This is a genomic window from Amycolatopsis sp. w19 (assembly GCF_051373225.1).
Taxonomy (GTDB): Bacteria; Actinomycetota; Actinomycetes; order Mycobacteriales; family Pseudonocardiaceae; genus Amycolatopsis; species Amycolatopsis japonica.
Genome location: NZ_JBPQFM010000014.1, coordinates 166,135 through 185,238, shown reverse-complemented (window position 1 = coordinate 185,238; position 19,104 = coordinate 166,135). Strand labels below are relative to the sequence as shown.

At 68.0% G+C, this 19,104-nt stretch carries 19 protein-coding genes; 17 read left to right on the top strand and 2 right to left on the bottom strand.

Annotated elements, in window-relative coordinates; translation table 11 throughout:
* Positions 1-13: 13 nt before the first annotated feature.
* From ACSMFO_RS26055 to ACSMFO_RS26005, 11 genes are all read left to right on the top strand, one after another.
* A complete protein-coding gene (locus ACSMFO_RS26055; RefSeq protein WP_436460825.1) occupies positions 14-775 on the top strand; it encodes a glucose 1-dehydrogenase in 762 nt (253 codons plus the stop codon).
* Between the two features lie 91 nt (positions 776-866).
* Positions 867-1,652, top strand: a complete 786-nt coding sequence (locus ACSMFO_RS26050) for an MlaE family ABC transporter permease (protein ID WP_125675589.1) — start codon at positions 867-869, stop codon at positions 1,650-1,652.
* 1 nt (position 1,653) lies between these two features.
* Positions 1,654-2,502: an MlaE family ABC transporter permease gene (locus ACSMFO_RS26045; RefSeq protein WP_038516225.1), complete on the top strand. Its 849-nt coding sequence runs from the start codon at positions 1,654-1,656 to the stop codon at positions 2,500-2,502.
* Positions 2,503-2,510: 8 nt separating this feature from the next.
* Positions 2,511-3,833 (top strand): MCE family protein, encoded by a 1,323-nt coding sequence (locus tag ACSMFO_RS26040; RefSeq protein ID WP_038523890.1) that lies wholly within the window; start codon positions 2,511-2,513, stop codon positions 3,831-3,833.
* Between the two features lie 109 nt (positions 3,834-3,942).
* Positions 3,943-4,980, top strand: a complete 1,038-nt coding sequence (locus tag ACSMFO_RS26035) for an MCE family protein (RefSeq protein WP_436460824.1) — start codon at positions 3,943-3,945, stop codon at positions 4,978-4,980.
* On the top strand, positions 4,977-6,008 hold the full coding sequence (locus ACSMFO_RS26030; RefSeq protein WP_037343494.1) for an MCE family protein: 1,032 nt from the start codon (positions 4,977-4,979) through the stop codon (positions 6,006-6,008). Before ACSMFO_RS26035 ends, ACSMFO_RS26030 begins: the two co-directional genes overlap by 4 nt.
* A complete protein-coding gene (locus tag ACSMFO_RS26025; RefSeq protein WP_436460823.1) occupies positions 6,005-7,186 on the top strand; it encodes an MCE family protein in 1,182 nt (393 codons plus the stop codon). Before ACSMFO_RS26030 ends, ACSMFO_RS26025 begins: the two co-directional genes overlap by 4 nt.
* Entirely contained in the window at positions 7,183-8,385 is a 1,203-nt protein-coding gene (locus ACSMFO_RS26020; RefSeq protein WP_436460822.1) for an MCE family protein, read from the top strand. Before ACSMFO_RS26025 ends, ACSMFO_RS26020 begins: the two co-directional genes overlap by 4 nt.
* Complete coding sequence (locus ACSMFO_RS26015; protein WP_073846793.1) at positions 8,382-9,617, top strand: MCE family protein; 1,236 nt, start codon at positions 8,382-8,384, stop codon at positions 9,615-9,617. Before ACSMFO_RS26020 ends, ACSMFO_RS26015 begins: the two co-directional genes overlap by 4 nt.
* Complete coding sequence (locus ACSMFO_RS26010; RefSeq protein WP_436460821.1) at positions 9,617-10,105, top strand: hypothetical protein; 489 nt, start codon at positions 9,617-9,619, stop codon at positions 10,103-10,105. Before ACSMFO_RS26015 ends, ACSMFO_RS26010 begins: the two co-directional genes overlap by 1 nt.
* The gene (locus tag ACSMFO_RS26005; protein WP_436460820.1) at positions 10,102-10,596 is read left to right on the top strand and encodes a hypothetical protein; all 495 of its coding nucleotides are present in this window, start codon (positions 10,102-10,104) and stop codon (positions 10,594-10,596) included. Before ACSMFO_RS26010 ends, ACSMFO_RS26005 begins: the two co-directional genes overlap by 4 nt.
* Here the strand turns inward: ACSMFO_RS26005 and ACSMFO_RS26000 are convergent, their stop codons facing one another.
* Entirely contained in the window at positions 10,597-11,100 is a 504-nt protein-coding gene (locus ACSMFO_RS26000) for a hypothetical protein (protein WP_436460819.1), read from the bottom strand. It abuts the gene before it with no gap.
* 175 nt (positions 11,101-11,275) lie between these two features.
* On the opposite strand from ACSMFO_RS26000, the gene ACSMFO_RS25995 reads away from it, so the two are divergent.
* The 3 genes from ACSMFO_RS25995 (at position 11,276) to ACSMFO_RS25985 (ending at position 15,016) form a co-directional block, all read left to right on the top strand.
* On the top strand, positions 11,276-12,520 hold the full coding sequence (locus ACSMFO_RS25995; RefSeq protein ID WP_073846796.1) for an aminotransferase class I/II-fold pyridoxal phosphate-dependent enzyme: 1,245 nt from the start codon (positions 11,276-11,278) through the stop codon (positions 12,518-12,520).
* Positions 12,521-12,909: 389 nt separating this feature from the next.
* The gene (locus ACSMFO_RS25990) at positions 12,910-13,857 is read left to right on the top strand and encodes a ferritin-like domain-containing protein (protein WP_038516198.1); all 948 of its coding nucleotides are present in this window, start codon (positions 12,910-12,912) and stop codon (positions 13,855-13,857) included.
* Between the two features lie 64 nt (positions 13,858-13,921).
* Complete coding sequence (locus ACSMFO_RS25985; protein WP_436460818.1) at positions 13,922-15,016, top strand: FAD-dependent oxidoreductase; 1,095 nt, start codon at positions 13,922-13,924, stop codon at positions 15,014-15,016.
* A gap of 477 nt (positions 15,017-15,493) precedes the next feature.
* Here ACSMFO_RS25985 and ACSMFO_RS25980 read toward each other — a convergent pair whose 3' ends face one another.
* A complete protein-coding gene (locus ACSMFO_RS25980) occupies positions 15,494-17,284 on the bottom strand; it encodes an AMP-dependent synthetase/ligase (protein WP_038516192.1) in 1,791 nt (596 codons plus the stop codon).
* A 125-nt stretch (positions 17,285-17,409) separates the two neighbouring features.
* Here ACSMFO_RS25980 and ACSMFO_RS25975 point away from each other — a divergent pair, with 125 nt between their 5' ends.
* From ACSMFO_RS25975 to ACSMFO_RS25965, 3 genes are read left to right on the top strand one after another with little or no spacing between them, the layout of a single operon-like run.
* A complete protein-coding gene (locus ACSMFO_RS25975) occupies positions 17,410-17,820 on the top strand; it encodes a polyketide cyclase / dehydrase and lipid transport (RefSeq protein WP_436460817.1) in 411 nt (136 codons plus the stop codon).
* A gap of 23 nt (positions 17,821-17,843) precedes the next feature.
* Positions 17,844-18,632 (top strand): metallophosphoesterase family protein, encoded by a 789-nt coding sequence (locus ACSMFO_RS25970; RefSeq protein WP_038516186.1) that lies wholly within the window; start codon positions 17,844-17,846, stop codon positions 18,630-18,632.
* A 26-nt stretch (positions 18,633-18,658) separates the two neighbouring features.
* A complete protein-coding gene (locus tag ACSMFO_RS25965) occupies positions 18,659-19,099 on the top strand; it encodes an SRPBCC family protein (RefSeq protein WP_037343373.1) in 441 nt (146 codons plus the stop codon).
* Positions 19,100-19,104 lie beyond the last annotated feature (5 nt).

The following is a 19,104-nucleotide window of genomic DNA, read 5'->3' as shown; positions in this document are numbered from 1 at the left end:
GGAGGAGATGACGATGGGCAGGCTCGACGGCAAGGTAGCGCTGATCACCGGTGGTGCCCGCGGGCAGGGCGAGGCGGCCGCGCGGCTGTTCGTCGCCGAGGGCGCGCGCGTGGTGATCGCCGACATCAACGACCTCGACGGCAAGAAACTCGCCGCCGATCTCGGCGAAGCGGCCGTCTACCAGCATCTCGACGTCGGCGACGAAGCCGAATGGGACGCGGCGATCGAGCGCACCCAGGCGGAGTTCGGCCCGCCGACGGTGCTGGTCAACAACGCGGGCATCCTGCACTTCTCGGAACTGGGCAAGACCACGCTCGCCGACTACGAACGCGTCGTCCGGGTCAACCAGATCGGGGCGTTTCTCGGGATGCGCTCGGTCGTTGAACCGATGACCGGGGCCGGAGGCGGCTCCATCGTCAACGTGTCCTCAGTGGAGGGGCTCGCCGGGATGCCGTTCCTCGTCGCCTACACCGCGAGCAAGTTCGCGATCCGCGGGATGACCAAGGTCGCCGCGCTCGAACTCGGCGCGAAGAACATCCGGGTCAATTCGGTCCACCCCGGCGCGATCGACACCCCGATGGTCGCCGCCGCCGCGGGCGGGCAGAAAGTCGACATGTCGTGGGTGGGCAACAAGGTCGCCCTCGGCCGCGTCGGGCAGCCGGAGGACATCGCGAAACTCGTGCTGTTCCTGGCCAGTGACGAAAGTTCGTACAGCACGGGCGCGGAGTTCGTCGCCGACGGCGGCGCCACGGCCACACATGCTCTCAAGTTCTAGCGCGGAGGTGCCGAGAGCAAAGTGAACACCGCTAACGCAATGGGGCGTTGACAGGTGGAGTAAGACTCGGGGCAGGCGACTGGGAGGTTCTGTGGGAGCGACGGTGTCCGTCCCCGGTACGGGTGCGCTCACACAGGTCGGCAGGCTCGCGACGCTGTCGTGGGAAGTCCTGCGCGCGATCTTCAAACGCCCGTTCCAGTTCCGCGAATGGATCCAGCAGTGCTGGTTCTTCGCCAGTGTCACCATCCTGCCCACGGCGCTCGTGGCGATCCCGTTCGGCGCGGTCATCGCGCTGCAGCTGGGATCGCTGACGCAGCAGATCGGCGCGCAGTCGTTCACCGGCGCGGCGAGCGCGCTCGCGATCGTGCAGCAGGCGAGTCCGCTGATCACCGCGCTGCTGGTGGCGGGCGCGGGCGGCAGCGCGGTCTGCGCCGACATCGGCGCCCGCAAGATCCGCGAAGAGATCGACGCGATGGAGGTGCTCGGGGTCAACCCGATCCAGCGCCTGATCGTGCCCCGCGTCCTCGCCGCGATCGTGGTTTCGGTGCTGCTGAACGGTTTGGTCAGCGTCGTCGGTGTGCTCGGCGGCTACTTCTTCAACGTCGTCATGCAGGGCGGCACGCCGGGCGCGTATCTCGCCAGCTTCAACGCCCTCGCACAGGTGCCGGACCTGTGGATCAGCGAGATCAAGGCGCTCCTCTACGGTTTCGTCGCCGGGGTGGTCGCCGCGTTCCGCGGGCTGAACCCGGCGGGCGGGCCGAAGGGCGTCGGCGACGCGGTGAACCAGGCCGTGGTCATCACGTTCCTGCTGCTGTTCCTGATCAACGTCGTGCTGACCGCGATCTACCTGCGGATCGTGCCGCCGAAGGCGATGTGACATGGCAGGCGAACCCGCTGTTTCCGACCGGACGCTCGAGATCATCGCGCGTCCCGGTGCGATGCTGGAAGGCTTCGGCGGCCAGCTGTCGTTCTACTTCCGCGCGCTGGCCTGGACCCCGCGCACGATCCGGCGCTACGGCCGCGAGATCTTCCGCCTGCTGACCGAAGTCAGCTTCGGCACCGGCGCGCTCGCGGTGATCGGCGGGACGCTCGGCGTGATGATCGGGATGACCTTGTTCACCGGTCTCATCGTCGGCCTGCAGGGCTATTCGGCGCTGAACCAGCTCGGCACGGCCGCGCTGACCGGGTTCATCTCGGCCTACTTCAACACCCGCGAGGTCGCGCCGCTTTCGGCCGGGCTCGCGCTTTCGGCCACCGTCGGCTGCGGGTTCACCGCGCAACTGGGCGCGATGAAGATCTCCGAGGAGATCGACGCGCTGGAAGTGATGGGCGTGCCGAGCATGCCGTACCTGGTGACGACGCGGGTGATCGCCGGTGTCGCCGCGGTGATCCCGCTGTACGCCGTCGGGCTGCTTTCGTCCTATCTCGCCTCGCGGCAGATCACCATCTGGCTCTACGGCCAGTCCGCGGGCACCTACGACCATTACTTCACGCTGTTCCTGCCGCCCGAGGACGTGCTGTGGTCGTTCCTCAAGGTGATCATCTTCAGCGTGCTCGTCATCCTGTCCCATTGCTACTACGGCTATACCGCCAGTGGTGGGCCCGCCGGGGTCGGCGTCGCGGTGGGCCGCGCGGTGCGGACGTCGATCGTGCTGATCTCGGTGCTCGACTTCTTCCTGAGCCTGGCGATCTGGGGCGCCACCACGACAGTGAGGATTTCCGGGTGAACAGGAGGATGCTGCTGCAGCGGCTCCGGCACCAGGTGCTGGGGCTGATCTTCCTCGTGGTGGTCGTGCTGTTCTTCGTCACCACCATCGCCTTCTACCAGAAGGCCTTCACTTCGGTGACCCTGGTGAAACTGGAGACCGACCGCATCGGCAACCAGATGCGCGAGGGCGCGGACGTCAAGGTGCGGGGAATGGTCGTCGGCGAGGTCCGCGCGATCCAGGCCCACGGCGATCGCGCGACGATGGATCTGGCGTTGCAGCCGGACAAGACGCCGGTCATCCCGTCCAACGTGTCCGCGCGGCTGCTGCCGAAGACGTTGTTCGGCGAACGGTATGTCGCCTTGCAGGTACCCGAGAAGCCGGATCGGCACATCGCCGAAGGCGACGTCATCCCGCAGGACCGCAGCAGCAGCGCGATCGAGCTGGAAACCGTGCTCGGCAACGTGATGCCGTTGCTGCAGGCCGTCCAGCCGGAGAAGATGGCCAGCACGCTCAACGCCGTCGCGTCCGCTTTGGACGGTCAGGGCAAACAGCTCGGCGCGACGATGGCGGGACTTTCGGAGTATCTGGGCAAAGTGAACCCGTCGCTGCCGGATCTCAAGGCCGACATCACCGGAGTCGCCGACGCCGCCGCGATCTACGACAAGGCCGCGCCGGATCTGCTGGCCGCGCTTTCGGATCTGACCACCACGAGCAAGACCCTGGTCGAGAGCCAGCGCGGGCTCGCCGACGTCTACTCGACGGTGACCGCGGCCTCGATCGATCTGACGAGCTTCCTGAAAGTCAATCAGGACAACCTGATCCGCCTCACCACCAACCTGCAGCCCACTTTGGACGTCCTCGCGAAATACTCGCCGGAATACCCGTGCCTGCTCAAACAGCTCGCCGGATCGGTGCCGCGCGCGGAACTCGCGTTCGGCAAGGGCACCGCGCATCCCGAGGTCAGCCGGGTGACGATCGAGTTCACGCCGAGCCGGGGCAAGTACCTGCCCGGGGTCGACGAGCCGAAGTACAACGACAAACGCGGCCCCCGGTGCTATCCGGAGCTCCCGCCGCCGGGCCGTTGGCCGCAGTACCCGCCGGACGGCGCCATCGACGACGGATCGTCGAAACCCGCGCCGCCGCGCGATCCCGACGGCACCCTGCCCTCGAACGGGACCATTCCCGCGGGCGGGAACGCGGGTGGTTCGGTGGTGAACTCGCCGGACGAGCAGCGGCTGATCGACCTGCTCGTGTCGCCGGCGATGGGCACGACGCCGGACCAGGTGCCGAACTGGGGCAGCCTGCTGGTGGGGCCGCTGTACCGCGGGGCGGAGGTGGAACTGCGATGAGGACCGTGCGCGCGGCGACCTCCCGCCGCCGGGGCGGGCTGAAGGGGCCCTTCACCGCATGTGACGCGGCGAAAGCGTCCTTCAGCACACGAGACGGGAGGGGCACCCGATGAGGTCCTTCGTTCCCGACTTGATCAAGATCCTCGTCTTCGCGGTGGTGACCGTGCTGCTCACCGCGATCCTCGGCGCCACCATCGCGAACACCAACTTCGGCGAGACCTCGGGCTACACGGCCAAGTTCACCGACGCGTCCGGTCTCAAGGAAGGCGACGACGTCCGCATCGTCGGCGTGAAGGTCGGCCAGGTCGGCAAGATCGAGGTCGAGGAGGGCGAACGGAACTTCGCCCAGGTCCACTTCGACGTCCAGACCTCGCACCGGCTGCCCGCCTCGGTGACCGCGACCATCAAGTACCGCAACCTCGTCGGGCAGCGGTATCTCTCGCTCGGCACGGACATCGGGGACGAGAAGTCGTTACCGCGCGGCGGGGTAATCCCGCCCGAGCGCACGAAACCGGCCCTGAACCTGACCGTCCTCTTCAACGGGTTCAAGCCGCTCTTCCGCGCGCTCAACCCCGAGGACGTCAACAAACTGTCCTACGAGATCATCCAGGTCTTCCAAGGCGAGGGCGGCACGATCACCAGCCTGCTCGCGCACACCGCGTCGGTCACGTCCGCGATCGCGGGCAAGGACAAGATCATCGGCGAGGTCATCGCGAACCTCAACACCGTGCTCGGCACGGTCGAGCAGCGCTCGCCACAGCTGGGCGAGCTGATCGATCAGACCCAGCGGCTGGTCACGGGGCTTTCCGAGCAGCGCCGGCCGATCGGGGAAGCGGTCAAGGCGCTGGGTGACCTCACCGTCGCCACGACCGGCCTGCTCGCCGACGCGCGGCCGGCGCTCAAGGACGACGTCGCCCAGCTCGGCGCGCTGTCGCAGAACCTCGGCGATTCCGAACAGCTGCTCGACCATCTCCTGCAGGTGCTGCCGGGCAACCTGCAGAAGTTCACCAGGACGCTGAGCTACGGCAGCTGGTTCAACTACTACCTGTGCGGGATCTCCGGCAGCATCGGCATCAAATCGCTCAACATCGAACTGCCGATCACGCCGCTGCCCGGCACGCAGCGACCGGAGAGGTGCGGGCCGTGAAGCCGCTCAAGGAACGCAACCAGGCCGTGGTCGGCGGCGTGACGCTGATCCTGATCGTGCTGATCACGGCGACGACGTACTTCTCCGATCGGATCCCGTTGTTCGGCAGCGGGACGACGTACTCCGCGTACTTCGGCGAGTCGGCCGGGCTGGCTCCGGACAACGAGGTCCAGGTCGCCGGGGTCAAGGTCGGGCAGGTCAGCTCGGTGGAGCTGGCGGGCAAGAAGGTGCTGGTGAAGTTCCGGGTCAAGGACGTACGGGTCGGCGACGCGACCGCGGCATCGATCGAGATCAAGACGCTGCTGGGCGAGAAGTTCCTCGCGCTCACGCCGAAGGGCAAGGCGAACCAGGACCCGAACACCACCATCGGGCTCGACCGCACGCGGACGCCGTTCGAACTGCAGGACGCGTTCCAGGAGCTGTCGGGCACGGTCGGCGAGATCGACACCGCGCAGCTGGCGACGAGTTTCACCGTCCTGTCCGACGCGCTCAAGGACAGCCCGCAGTACCTCAAGGACGCGCTCGGCGGGCTTTCCTCGTTGTCCAAGACGGTGTCCTCACGCGACAGTGACCTGAAGGCGTTGCTGGCCAACACGAGCAAGGTGTCCAAGACGCTGTCCGATCGCAACGCGCAGCTGAAACGGATCCTCGACGACGGCAATCTCCTGCTCGCCGAACTGCAGAACCGGAAGGACGCGATCAGCACCTTGCTCAAGGGCACGCAACAGGTTTCGGCGCAGTTGTCCGGTCTCGTCGCCGACAACCGGCAACAACTGAAGCCGACACTGGAGAAACTCGGCAAGGTCACCGACATCCTGCAGCGCAACCAGGACAACCTCAGCCGCAGTCTCGCGCTGATGGCGCCGTTCGCCCGCGTCGGCGCCAACGCGACCGGCAACGGACGCTGGTTCGAAGGTTACCTGTGCGGTCTGCTGCCGCCGACGATCATCGCGGGCGCGTTCCAGGTGAACCCGGAGGGCTGCACCCCGCCGATCGCGGCGCCGAACCAGGGAGTGGGTGGACGATGAGCACCCGGACTCGCACGCTCTACGACTGGGTCGCGTTCGCCTGCGTCCTCGTGCTGCTCCTGACCGCCGGGCTGTGGCTGGTGTTCAAGGAACCGGGCGGGACCAAGATCAGCGCCTATTTCGGCAAGACCGTCGGCCTCTACGCGGGTTCGTCGGTCCGGGTGCTCGGCGTGAAGGTCGGGGAGATCACCGGCGTGACCCCGCAGGGCGAGGCGGTCCGGGTCGACATGCGGATCGACGGCGACACGCCGATCCCGGCCGACGCGGGCGCCGTCGTCGTCGCGCCGAGCCTGGTCAGCGACCGCTACGTGCAGCTGACCCCGGCCTACGAGAGCGGTCCCGAAATGGCGACGGACACGGTGATCGCCAAGGAGAAAACGGCGACGCCCGCCGAGCTCGACGACCTCTACACGAGTCTCGACAAGCTCTCGACCAGCCTCGGACCCAACGGCGCCAACAAGAACGGCGCGCTGTCCGACGTGCTCGACACCGCGGCGGCGAACCTCGCCGGCAACGGGAAGAACCTCAACACCACGGTGACGCGGTTGTCCGAACTGGCCAAGACCTTGGACAGCTCCAAGGGCGACCTGTTCACCACCGTGCAGAACCTGAACTCCTTCACCGGCGCGCTGGCCGAAAGCGACAAGCAGCTCAACGAGTTCTATCGCCGGGCGGCGGACGTGAGCGGGTTCCTGGCCGCGGACTCCGCCGACGTCGGCTCCGCGTTGAGCTCCCTGGCGACGGCGATGGGCGACGTCGAGAAGTTCGTCGCGGAGAACAAGGATCTGCTCTCGTCCAATGTGGACAAGCTGGCCGGGCTGACGAAGGTGCTCGTGGACCAGCGTGCCTCGCTCGCCGAGGTGATCGACATCGCGCCGACCGGGGCGACCAACTTCATCAACTCCTACGACGCCGCGTCCGGCACGATCGCGGTGCGCGACAACCTGAACGAACTGACCCACCCGCCGATCCTGACCGTGTGCCGGCTGATCAGCGCGAGCACGCCGAAACCGATCCCTGACGCGCTGGGCAACATCTGCAAACAGCTCGCGCCCGTCCTCGACGGCACGTTGAAACTTCCGTCGGTCCCGCAGGTGCTGGCCTCGCTGCAGAGCGGCGAACTGCCGCCGTTGCCGCTCCCGCTGGTGGACGTGATGACCAAAGGACTCCCGAAATGAGGCGGCAGCGGCAGAAGATCGCCGGGGTGATGGCGGGCGTCCTCGTGCTCGCCGGATGCAGTGACGGCGGGTTTTCGGGGCTGTACAACACCCCCTTGCCGGGCGGTGCGGATCTTGGCGACCATCCGTACCGGCTCACCGCGCAGTTCTCCGACGTCCTGGACCTCGTGCCGCAGGCGAGTGTGAAGGTCAACGACGTCCCGGTCGGCCGCGTCGAGAAGATCGACCTCGCGCCGGACACGCGTTCGGCGTGGGTGAGCATGGTGGTCAACGGCGACATCGCGCTGCCCGCGAACGCGCGCGCCGAGCTGCGGCAGTCGAGCCTGCTGGGGGAGAAGTTCATCGATCTGCACGCCCCCGAAAAGCCCGAAGGAACGCTCGCCGAGGGCGCGAAGATCCCGCTGGACCGCACGAACCGCAACCCCGAGGTCGAAGAGGTCCTCGGCGCGCTTTCCCTGCTGCTCAACGGCGGCGGGGTCGAGCAGATCCAGAAGATCAGCCACGAACTCAACGAGGCGCTCACCGGCAACGAGGCCGAGGTCCGCTCCCTGCTGTCCCAAGTGGACAAACTCGCCACCGAACTCGACGGGCACAAGGGTGAGATCCTGCGCGCCATCGACGGTCTCGACAAGCTGTCCAAGACCCTCGTCGGCCAGACGCAGAACCTCACGAACGCGCTCGACAACCTCTCGCCGGGGCTCAAGGTCGTGACCGAGCAACGGGATCAGCTCGTCGGCATGCTGCAGTCGCTCAACACCCTTTCGGGGGTCGCCACCGAGACCATCAAGGCGAGCAAGGACACACTGGTGGCGAACCTCCGCGCGTTGCAGCCCACGCTGAAGAAGCTGACCGAGGCGGGCCAGGATCTGCCGACGGCGCTGCGGATCCTGCTCACGTATCCGTTCCCGGACTACGCGGGCAACGTGATCAAGGGCGACTACGCGAACGTCGAGGCCAAGATCGACCTGAATCTGGACACCTTCCTGGAGAACATGAACAACTCGTCGCAGCCGATCATCCAGCTGCCGGGCACCCAGGGCACCGGCACACCCGGCGCGATCCCGTTCAACAACGGTGCCGCCCCGCCGGTGTTGCCGTTGCCCGGTGATCTCCCGCAGGCGCCTCCGGCCGCTCAAGGGGACGCGCTGGGCGGCGTGCTCGGCGGAATCCTCGGGCCGCTGCTGGGAGGTGGCCGGTGATCACGAGGAAGATCAGGATCCAGCTGGCGGTGTTCGTCGTCATCGCGGTGGTTTCGGTCGTCTACGCGGGCGGCAACTACGCCGGGCTGGACCGGCTCTTCGGCACCCGCGGCTACCTCGTCACCGCGCAGCTCGTGGACTCCGGCGGGATCTTCGTCAACGCCGAGGTCTCCTATCGCGGTGTCGCGGTCGGCAAGGTCGCGTCGATGACGCTCACCGAACACGGCATCGACCTCGGCCTCGACATCGATTCGGGCGCACCGAAGATCCCCGCGGACACCAAGGCCGCGGTCGCGAACCGGTCGGCGGTGGGGGAGCAGTACGTCGATCTGCTGCCCATGCACGAAAACGGGCCGTACCTCACCGAGGGTTCGGTCATCAAACGCGACAAGACCTCGATCCCGCTCGCGCCGGACACCGTTCTGTCCAATTTGGACAAACTGGTGTCGAGTGTGAAGCCGGAATCGTTGCGGACCGTCGTCGACGAGACCTACGAGGCGTTCGCGAACGCCGGCCCGGATCTGCGGCAGCTGCTGAACAGCACCGGCTCGCTCACCGCGACCGCGACGCAGTACCTGCCCGACACCCAAGGCCTGCTCGCCAACTCGCGGACCGTGCTGGACACGCAACGGCGGCAGGCGGACAACATCACGCAGTTCTCCAGCGGGCTCAAGACGATCGCCGCGCAGCTGAAGACGTCCGACCCGGATCTGCGGCGCGTGATCGACGAGGCGCCGAAGCTGAGCCGCCAGATCAGCGACGTGCTCGCGGTGTCCGGGACCGACCTCGGGGTGCTGTTCGCGAACACGCTCACGACCGCTCAGATCACCTCCGCCCGTACCGACGCCATCGAGGAACTCCTGGTCGCGTACCCGATCATCTCGGCGTTCTCGCGTTCGACGTCGCCGGACGGCACCGGCCACCTCGGCGTCGTGTTCAACTTCTTCGACCCGGTCTCGTGCACGAAGGGCTACGAGGGCACGAAACAGCGTCCCGCCAACGACACCACCGAAGCCCCGGTGAACACCCAGGCGTACTGCGCCGAGCCGCCAGGAAGCCCCACCGGCGTGCGAGGCTCGCAGAACGCCCCGTACGCAGGGAAGCCGCCGGCGGTCCCGGAGCGGCCGAAGCAGACCCCGCAGGCGGCGGAATCCGCCCAGCTGCCGGGTGTGCTGAGCCTGCTCACCGGATCCGCGCCCGGCGGGCTCGGCGCGTTGCTGGGCGGGAAGTGATGCTCACCCGCGCCCTCACCGTCGTGGCCGCGCTGGCGGTCTTCGCGGCCGCCTGGTTCGGCTGGTCGTGGTGGAGCGCCGCGGGCGACGACGGCCTGGCCAGGGGCCGCGAGCGCGAGGCCGTCCTCGCCGCCGCGTCCGGCCAGCTGGAGGTGCTCAACACGATCGACTACCGCAGTGGCGCGAAGGACGTCGACCGCTGGCTCGGCGTCACCACCGGACGGCTCGGCAAGGACCTCACCGGCGACCGCCAGATCCAGATCGACCGGGCGACCGCGAGCAAGACCGTCGCCACCGCCAAGCTCAAGCAGGCCGCGGTCACCGAACTCGACGCCGCCGCCGGGACGGCGCGCCTGATGGCCGTGCTGGACGTGCGGGTCAGCACCGGCGGCGGGTCGGCCGCGCCGAAGGTGAGCAGGCTGACCGTGGACTACCAGCGCGTCGAGGACGGCTGGAAGGTCAGCGCGGTCCAGGCGGCGGGCTCATGACCGGGCGTGTCCCGCGGCTCCTCGTCGCGGTCATCGTGCTGGCCGCCGGCTGCGCGGTGTGGTTCGGCCTCCAGGCGTCCTCGCTGGGCTCGGACGGCAACGCGGCGCTGGTGGACCAGGCCGCCACGGCCGAGGTCGCGGACCAGGTCGGCGCCGGGGTGAAGGCCGTGTTCTCCTACGACTACAGCAACCTCGCGCGCACCGAGCGAGCCGCCGCCGACGTGCTGACCGGGGAGGCGACCGGCCAGTACCGTGACCAGTTCGCCTCGGCACGGAAGCGTGCCGAGGAAGGGAAGCTGGTGCGCACGACGACGGTACGGTCGCTCGGCGTCCGGTCCCTGCGCGGCGACCAGGCCGAGGTGCTGCTGTTCCTCGACCAGCAGACGATGACCGCCGCTGGCGGCGCGCCGCAATCGACGGTGTCCCAGCTTTCGGTCACCGCACAGCGCGTCGACGGCCGATGGAAGATCTCTCAGCTCGTCCCGCTGTGATCAGGAGAGGCGTTTCATGTTCGCGGCGGTGATCACGCCGCCGGAAACGGTGTAGGAACCGGAAAAAGTGCGGAGCGAACCATCGGTCTGCCGTGCCGAAAGGTCGACGTACACGGTGTTCCCGCTCACGCTCCGCACGGTGACCGCGGCCCACGAAGTCGTCGTGTACCCGCTGGACCAGGAAGCGAAAGTGCCGCCTTTCGCCAGGCGTTGCCCACCGAGATTCCACGCGGTGAGGAAATCACGCCGGTTGATCGCGTCGTAGAAGGCGATCACCGTTTGGGCCACGGGGACCGACGGTGCGGGATAGACGGTCTGCGTCGCGAGTGGTGCGACGTAAACCGTTTGCGGCGGGGCCGCGACGGCGGGTGGCTGGATCACGATCGTGTTCGGCGGAGCGGCCACCGCGACCGCGGGCATCGCCGTTCCCTGATTCGGCACCGCGCACGCGGCCAGCGTTCCGGCCGCCGCCAACTTCACCATCGCCCACTTCTCCGCACCCATTTTCTCCCCTTTTCCTCGTGCTACCGAGAATGCGGGAACGGTGGCGGCATCAATAGGGGATTTGGCCTCGTTACGATTGCTGAAAAACGCACCGGAACCGTTATCGGATCTTGTGCGCACGGGCCTTGGGCCACCCTCGTCTCACGCCGGACCGCCGCCGGGTTTAGCGTTAGGCATGACCACTGCACCTGTCGATGTCGAGAGCGCCCGCCGCGACTACGCGGCCCTCGTCGACCGTGGCCTCTCCCTGGACATCACCCGCGGCAAGCCGTCCCCTCGCCAGCTGGACCTCGCCGACGGGCTGCTCGCCCTCCCCGGAGACGTGCGCAAGGCCGAGGACGGCACGGACGTCCGCAACTACGGCGGCCTCAAGGGCCTGCCCGAGCTCCGCCGCATCTTCGCCGGGCCGCTGCAGGTCCCGGCCGAGCAGCTGCTGGCCGCGGGCAACTCCAGCCTGGAGCTCATGCACGACTCGATCGTGCAGGCCTTCCTCAGCAAGCTGCCGGGCGCCGAGCGCCGCTGGGCCGACGAGCCGAGCGTCAAGTTCCTGTGCCCCGTGCCGGGCTACGACCGCCACTTCGCGCTGGCCGAGCGCTTCGGGATCGAGCTGATCCAGGTGCCGCTGACCGAGACCGGCCCGGACATGGCGGTCGTCGAGCGTCTCGTCGCCGAGGACGCCGCGGTCAAGGGCATCTGGTGCGTGCCGAAGTACAGCAACCCGACCGGGGTCACCTACAGCGACGACACCGTGCGCCGCCTGGCGACGATGACCACGGCCGCCCCGGACTTCCGGATCTTCTGGGACAACGCCTACGCCGTGCACCACCTCACCGAGGACGAGGCGCAGCTGGCCGACCTGCTCGCGCTGGCCACCGAGGCGGGCAACGCCGACCGCGTGTTCGTCTTCGGCTCCACCTCGAAGGTCACCTACGCGGGTGGCGGTGTCGGCTTCTTCGGCGCGTCCGAGGCGAACCTGGCCTGGTGGACCGGCCTCATCGGCAAGCGGACCATCGGCCCGGACAAGGTCAACCAGCTCCGTCACGCGCAGTTCCTGCGCGACGAGGACGGCGTCCGCGAGCACATGCGCAAGCACGCCGAGCTGATCGGGCCGAAGTTCGCGGCCGTCGACGAGATCCTCACCAAGGAACTCGGCGAATCGGGCCTCGCGTCCTGGACCAAGCCGACCGGCGGGTACTTCATCTCGCTGACCGTGCCGTCCGGGACCGCCAAGGAGGTCGTGCGGCTGGCCAAGGAGGCGGGTATCGCCCTGACCCCGGCCGGCGCGACCCACCCGTACGGCGACGACCCCGAGGACGCCGTCATCCGCATCGCGCCGACGTACCCCGAGCTGGCCGAGGTCGAAGAGGCCATCCGCGGTCTCGCGGTCTGCGTTCGCCTTGCCGCGGCGACGAAGAACTAAGGAGCCTTAAGGCAACCTGGTCGGAAGTCCGTGAAGGCCACCTTGAGGGACTCTGGGTCCCTCAAGGAGGCCTTCACGGATCAGGCGCGCAGGCGCGGCGTGAGCGAAGGCGTGACTCGCGTGATCAGGCACGTGACTCGCGTGTCTGGAAGCCGCACACGCGTGTTCCGCCGCTGAGCACGCGAGTTCCGGCTTCGATCACGTGAGTGCGGTACTCACGAGGACGCTGATCTGCGGTTCGTCGACAAAGTGCGTGGCGTGGCACGGTCACTGTTCGCCTTGCCGCGGCGACGAAGAAATAAGTTCGAGATCTTCTCCAATCCGGGCCGCGAGTGGTTCCGAACGTCCGAGTGGGTGGGTGTGCACCGCAAAGACGAGAGGAACCACTCGTGTTCGGAAAGCCCTTCGTTCGTACCCTGATCTCCCGCAGCGCGGAGAACCGCACGGATCGCCGCCGGTTCCTGAAGGCCGCGGGCGCGGCGGGGCTCGGTGTCGTCGGCGCGACCTACCTCGGGGTCCAGGCCACTTCGTCGGCTTCGGCCACGGGTGACGCCGCTGCCGCCGAGGGTGCTCCCAGTGACGCCGCCGTCCTCAATTTCGCGCTCAACCTGGAGTACCTCGAAGCCGAGTTCTACTCCTTCGCCGTCCACGGCCGCGGGCTGCCGGACGACCTCACCGGTGGCGTCGGCACTCAGGGCGGCGTCTCCGGCGGCAAGAAGGTGATGTTCCACGACAAGGCGCTGCACCAGTTCGCGAAGGAGATCGCGGGCGACGAGGTCGCGCACGTCAAATTCCTGCGCGGCGCGCTGGGCGAGGCCGCGGTGTCGCGGCCCGAGATCGACCTCAAGGACAGCTTCACCGCCGCGGCCAAGGCGGCCGGGCTGATCAGCGGGTACCAGCAGTTCGACCCGTTCGCCAACGAGAAGAACTTCCTGCTCGCGGCGTTCCTGTTCGAGGACGTCGGCGTGACGGCCTACAAGGGTGCCGCGCCGCTGATCACCAACAAGACGTTCCTCGACGCGGCCGCCGGCATCCTGGCCGCCGAGGCCTACCACGCCGCCACCATCCGGACCGCGCTGTTCGACCGGGAACTCGGCGACGCGGCCGCCAAGATCTCCAACGCGCGCGACGCCCTCGACGGTCCCGGCGACGACGACCAGGGTGTCCTGCTCGGCAACCAGGCCAACATCGTGCCGACCGACCACAACGGCATCTGCTTCGGCCGCGGCGCCGACCGGGTGCTGAACGTCGTCTACCTGAACCCGGGCGCGGTGAAGGAGGGCGGGTTCTTCCCCAAGGGCGTCAACGGCGACATCGTCGCCAGCGGCGGCGCGTGATCCCCTCTGTCGTGTCGCCGTTTCCCGGTACCGTCGGGGGTCGGCGACACGACAGGGGTTCACGGTGAAGGCAGTGATTATCGGCGGCGGTGTCTCCGGCACGGTGACCGCGATGGCGTTGCGCCGGGCCGGGATCGAGGCGAGCGTCCACGAGGCGCACCCGTCCGGCGGCGAGGACGCGGGCGCCTTCCTGACGATCATGCACAACGGCATGGACGCCCTGCGTGCGATCGGCGCCGAGGCACCGGTGATCGACATTTCGTTCGGCGCCGTGGGTCTGGAACTCGTGACGCCCGACGGGCGGACCGTCGAACGACGTTCCTTCGACATCGAAGGCCTCGCCGGTCCGCGCACGATGACGCGGGCGTCGCTTTACCGTGCGCTGCAGGACGAGGCGATCTCGCGCGGGATCACCTTCGAGCGCGGGAAACGGCTGGTTTCCGCCTCGCCGGGGATCGCGCGGTTCGAGGACGGTTCCGTGGCCGAAGGCGACATCCTGATCGGCGCCGACGGCCTGCGTTCGGTCGTCCGGACGATCATCGACCCGGACTGCCCGCCGCCGCGTTCGACGGGCCTCGACGTCGTCTACGGCTACACGACCGACACGAACATCCCGCAGGCGCCTTCCCTCTATCGGATGATTCAGAGCCTGCACGCCTACTTCGGTTACACGACTACTCCCGACGGCTCGACGTACTGGTTCGCGCGGCTTCCCACGGCCGAGGGAGTGCGCTCCGGCCTGACACCGGCCGAATGGCGCGCGGCCGCTTTCGCCGCCTTCGACGGGGAACCGTTGCCCGCCGCGGAAATCATCCGGTCGACGGGCGACGACGTGTTCGGCGGTCACTCCTACGACGTGCCGTCGACACCGGTGTGGTTCAACTCGACGATGGTGCTCGTCGGCGACGCGGCGCACGCGGCCTCGCCCGCCGCGGGGCAGGGCGCGTCGATGGCGCTGGAGGACAGTGTCGTACTGGCCCAGTGTTTGCGGGATCTTCCCGACGCGCCAACGGCTTTCGCGGCCTATGAGCGGCTGCGGCGGGCGCGGGTGGAGGAACTGGTGGCGGGCAGCGCTGCGGTGTCCTCGGGAACGACGTCCGACCGGGACCGGAATTGGCTTTACCGGCACCACATCGACTGGGACGAGAAGATCGGCTGAAGGACGCTTTCGCCGCATGTCACGCGGTGAAAGCGTCCTTCAGCCCCTTGTCGTGTCCGGGGCAGGCCCGAAGTCCGTGAAGGCCTCCTTCACTACCTTGAGGGTAGGGTCCCGGCAAGTCGCATAAGCGCTGGTCAAGCGGCGACCAAGGGGGCTCGTCACGCTGATCCCCCACACATCGCTCGACCGTCCACAGGGGACACTGCCAAGGCGGCCATGCCTGGTTTGGGCGTTTTCCGGGGTGGCCGTGAGTGTTTTGGTCGTTCTAACGACAATCGCCACTCACGACCCCACTTGGAAACCGTACAAATAAGACTCAAGCGGATATTTACTCGACTGCCGGCGTCCTTTGTGGACGGAAACAGGGGAACCTCCTGTCATCCGCCGTACGCCGAGAGTGGTACCGGCCAGCACTTATGCGACTTTGCCGGGACCCTGACCTTGAGGGTAGGGAAGGAGGCCTTCACGCGCGAAAGGCTACTTCTTGTACAGGGCCTCGATGTCGGTCGCGTAGTTCTTGTTCACGATGTTGCGCTTCAGCTTCAGGCTCGGCGTGATCTCCCCGCCCGCCTCGGTGAAGTCCTTCGAGAGGATCGTGAACTTCTTGATCGCCTCGGCCTGCGACACCGCGCTGTTGGCCTGATCGACGGCCGTCTGGATCTCGGCGCGCAGTTCGGCGTCGTCGGCCAGATCGGACACCGAGGCGTCGGAAGGCTTGCCGTGCTGCGACTTCCACGACGGGAAGTACTCCTCGTCGATGGTGATCAGCGCGCCGATGAACGGCCGCTGGTCGCCGACGACCATCGCCTGGCTGACCAGCGGGCTGGCCTTGATGGTGTCCTCGAGCCCGGACGGGGCGACGTTCTTGCCGCCCGCCGTGACGATGATCTCCTTCTTGCGCCCGGTGATCTTCAGGAAGCCGTCGTTGTCGAGTTCACCGAGGTCGCCGGTGTGGAACCAGCCGTCTTCCAGCGCTTCGGCGGTCGCCTCGGGGTTGTTGAAGTAGCCGCCGAACACGACGTCGCCCTTCAGCAGGATCTCGCCGTCGTCGGCGATCCGGACCGAGGTGCCGGCGACCGGGCGGCCCACGGTGCCGACGCGGAACCCGTCCTGCGTGCCGACGCAGGCCGCCGCGGAGGTCTCGGTCAGGCCGTAGCCCTCGAACACCGGGACGCCGATGCCGCGGAAGAAATGCGCCAGCCGCACGCCGAGCGGGGCACCGCCGGACACCGCGGCGACGCACCGGCCGCCGAGGGCCGCGCGGAGCTTGCTGAACACCAGCTTGTCGAACAGCGCGTGCTTGACCTTCAGGCCCAGCCCGGCGCCGCCGGTGTCCTGAGCCTGGCTGTACGCGACCGCGGTGGCTTCGGCGGCGTCGAAGATCTTGCCCTTGCCGTCGCCGTGCGCCTTCTGCTTCGCGCTGTTGTAGACCTTCTCGAACACGCGCGGCACGGCGACGACGAACGTCGGCCGGAAGGTGCCGAGGTCGGCGACGAGGTTCTTGACGTCCGAGGTGTGTCCGAGGGTCACTCGCGCGCTGAGCGCGGTCACCGCGATGGCGCGGGCGAGGACGTGCGCGAGCGGCAGGAACACCAGCAGCGAGTTGCCCTGCTCCATCAGCTGCGGGAACGCGGCGATGTCGGCGCGGATCTCGGCGAGGAGGTTCCGGTGGGTCAGCTCGACGCCCTTGGGGCGGCCGGTCGTGCCCGAGGTGTACACGATCGTGGCCAGGTCGCCGGCCTTCACCGTGCGGCGGCGCTCGTGCAGGTCGTCGTCGCTCAGCTCGGCGCCCTGCTCGGTGAGGTGGTCGACGGCGGCGGCGTCGATCTGCCAGGTGTGCTCGAGCCCGTCGAGGCGGCCCTTCACGGACTCCAGCGTCGCGAGGTGCTCGTCGGTCTCGACGAACACGCCCTTCGCGGCCGAGTCCGAGAGGATCCAGTGCACCTGCTCGGCCGACGAGGTGTCGTAGATCGGGACGGTGACCGCGCCGGCGGCCCAGATCGCGAAGTCGATCAGGGTCCATTCGTAGCGGGTCTTGGACATGAGCCCGATCCGGTCGCCCGGTGCGATGCCCGCCTGGGCCATTCCCTTGGCCACGGCCAGAACCTGGGCGGCGAAGTCTTTGGCGGTGACGTCCAACCAGGTACCGTCGACCTGGCGGCGGAAACTCACGACATCGGAGAACCGCTCCGCGTTCGCCCAGACGACGTCGGCGAGATTCTCGTCGTCTGTCACCGGATTGGCGGCGGGGGCGCTGTATTCGCGCACGAGGAACCTCCGTGTTCGCGTGCAAGTGGTGTGACCGGTGTTACCCGCCAGTCAACTTAGCGTGCCGTGCACCTTAAGACCATGCTGACGAATCGGCCATACCCAGGGCATGACATTCTGCCGCTGTGAACCAGGCGCCGCCAGCTCTCGACATCGTCGACGAGACCTTCCTCGTGGTCCCGCCCTCCACCGTGGCCACCGCTTTCGCCGATCCGCGATCTTGGTCACGTTACTGGCCGGACCTCGTCCTGGAGGTCTACACCGACCGCGGGGACCAGGGATTGCGCTGGACCGTGCGCGGTGCCTTGATCGGTACCATGGAGGTCTGGCTCGAGCCGGTGCTCGACGGAACCTTGCTGCACTACTTCCTGCGCGCCACCCCCGCCGGTCCCGACGGGGAGCCGATCGGCCTGGCACCGCGGGAACTGCGCCGCGAGTTCGATCGCCGTGCCCGTGCCGCCAAGGCGATCGCGCTCGGGCTCAAGGAGGTCCTGGAGGACGGGCGCGAGCCCGGGGTCGGTCCCCGGGCTCAGTAGGCACGGGGAGCACAGGGGAGAACATGCGGGTTCACGTGGTGTCGGACGTGCACGGCAACGCCGACGCGCTCAAACGCGCGGGCGACGGCGCCGACGCACTGATCGTCCTCGGCGACCTGCTGGACTTCGTCGACTACCGCGAGCACGACAAGGGCATCATGGGCGCGCTGTTCGGCGCCGAGAAGGTCGGCGAGTTCGCGCGCCTGCGGCGCGAGGGCACTCGTGATGAGACCGTTGCCTTCTCGCGATCGTTGTGGGCCACTTTGGCCGATCCCGCGGCCGCCGTCGGCGAGGCGATCCACGACCAGTACGGCGTCCTGTTCGGCGCGCTGACCGCGCCGACGTTCGCGACCCCCGGCAACGTCGACGACCCCTCGCTGTGGCCCGAATTCGCCGGCGACGGCATCACCGTCCTCGACGGAGAGGTCGCCGAGTTCGGCGGCCTGCGGTTCGGGTTCATCGGCGGTGCGCTGCTCCCGCCGAACGTGGTCCCGCGCCGCAACGGCTTCTGGCGGCCGTACCTGCGCACCCGCGAGGAGTACGACGTCGCGGTCGCCGGGCTGGAGAACGTCGACGTCCTGTGCACCCACATCCCGCCGGCCGTCCCGGAACTGACCTACGACGTGATCGCGCGGCGGTCCGAGATCGGCTCGGCGGCGCTGGTGGACCTCATCCGCGAGCAGCGGCCGCGCTGGTCGGTCTTCGGGCACGTCCACCAGCCGCTGACCCCGCGGACGCGGCTCGGCAGGACCGAATGCCGTAACGTCGGTCACTTCAAAGAGACGGCACAGCCGTACGTGCTTCGCTGGTGACCCTGGGCTGCGGCTAGGCTGCGTTCATGGCCGAGCAGTCCACGCAATCCATCGAGGTCGACGCCGAGCCCGAGCGGGTCATGGCCGTCATCGCCGACTTTCCCGCGTACCCGGAATGGGCCAAGGCCGTCCGGGAGACCGAGGTGCTCGGCGAGGACGCCGACGGCCGCGCCAAGCAGGTGAAACTCACCCTCGACGCCGGCCCCATCAAGGACGTGTACACCCTCGAGTACGACTGGGACGCCGACGGCAACGGAGTCAGCTGGCACCTGGTCAAGGGGCAGATGCAGAAGGCCCAGAACGGCCGCTACGCCCTCGAAGCGCTGGGCGCCGGACGCACCAAGGTGACGTATACGCTGTCCGTCGAGCTGGCGCTGCCGATGATCGGGCTGCTGCGCCGCAAGGCCGAGAAGATGGTCATGGACACCGCGCTCAAGGAGCTCAAGAAGCGCGCTGAAGCATCCTGAGTCGA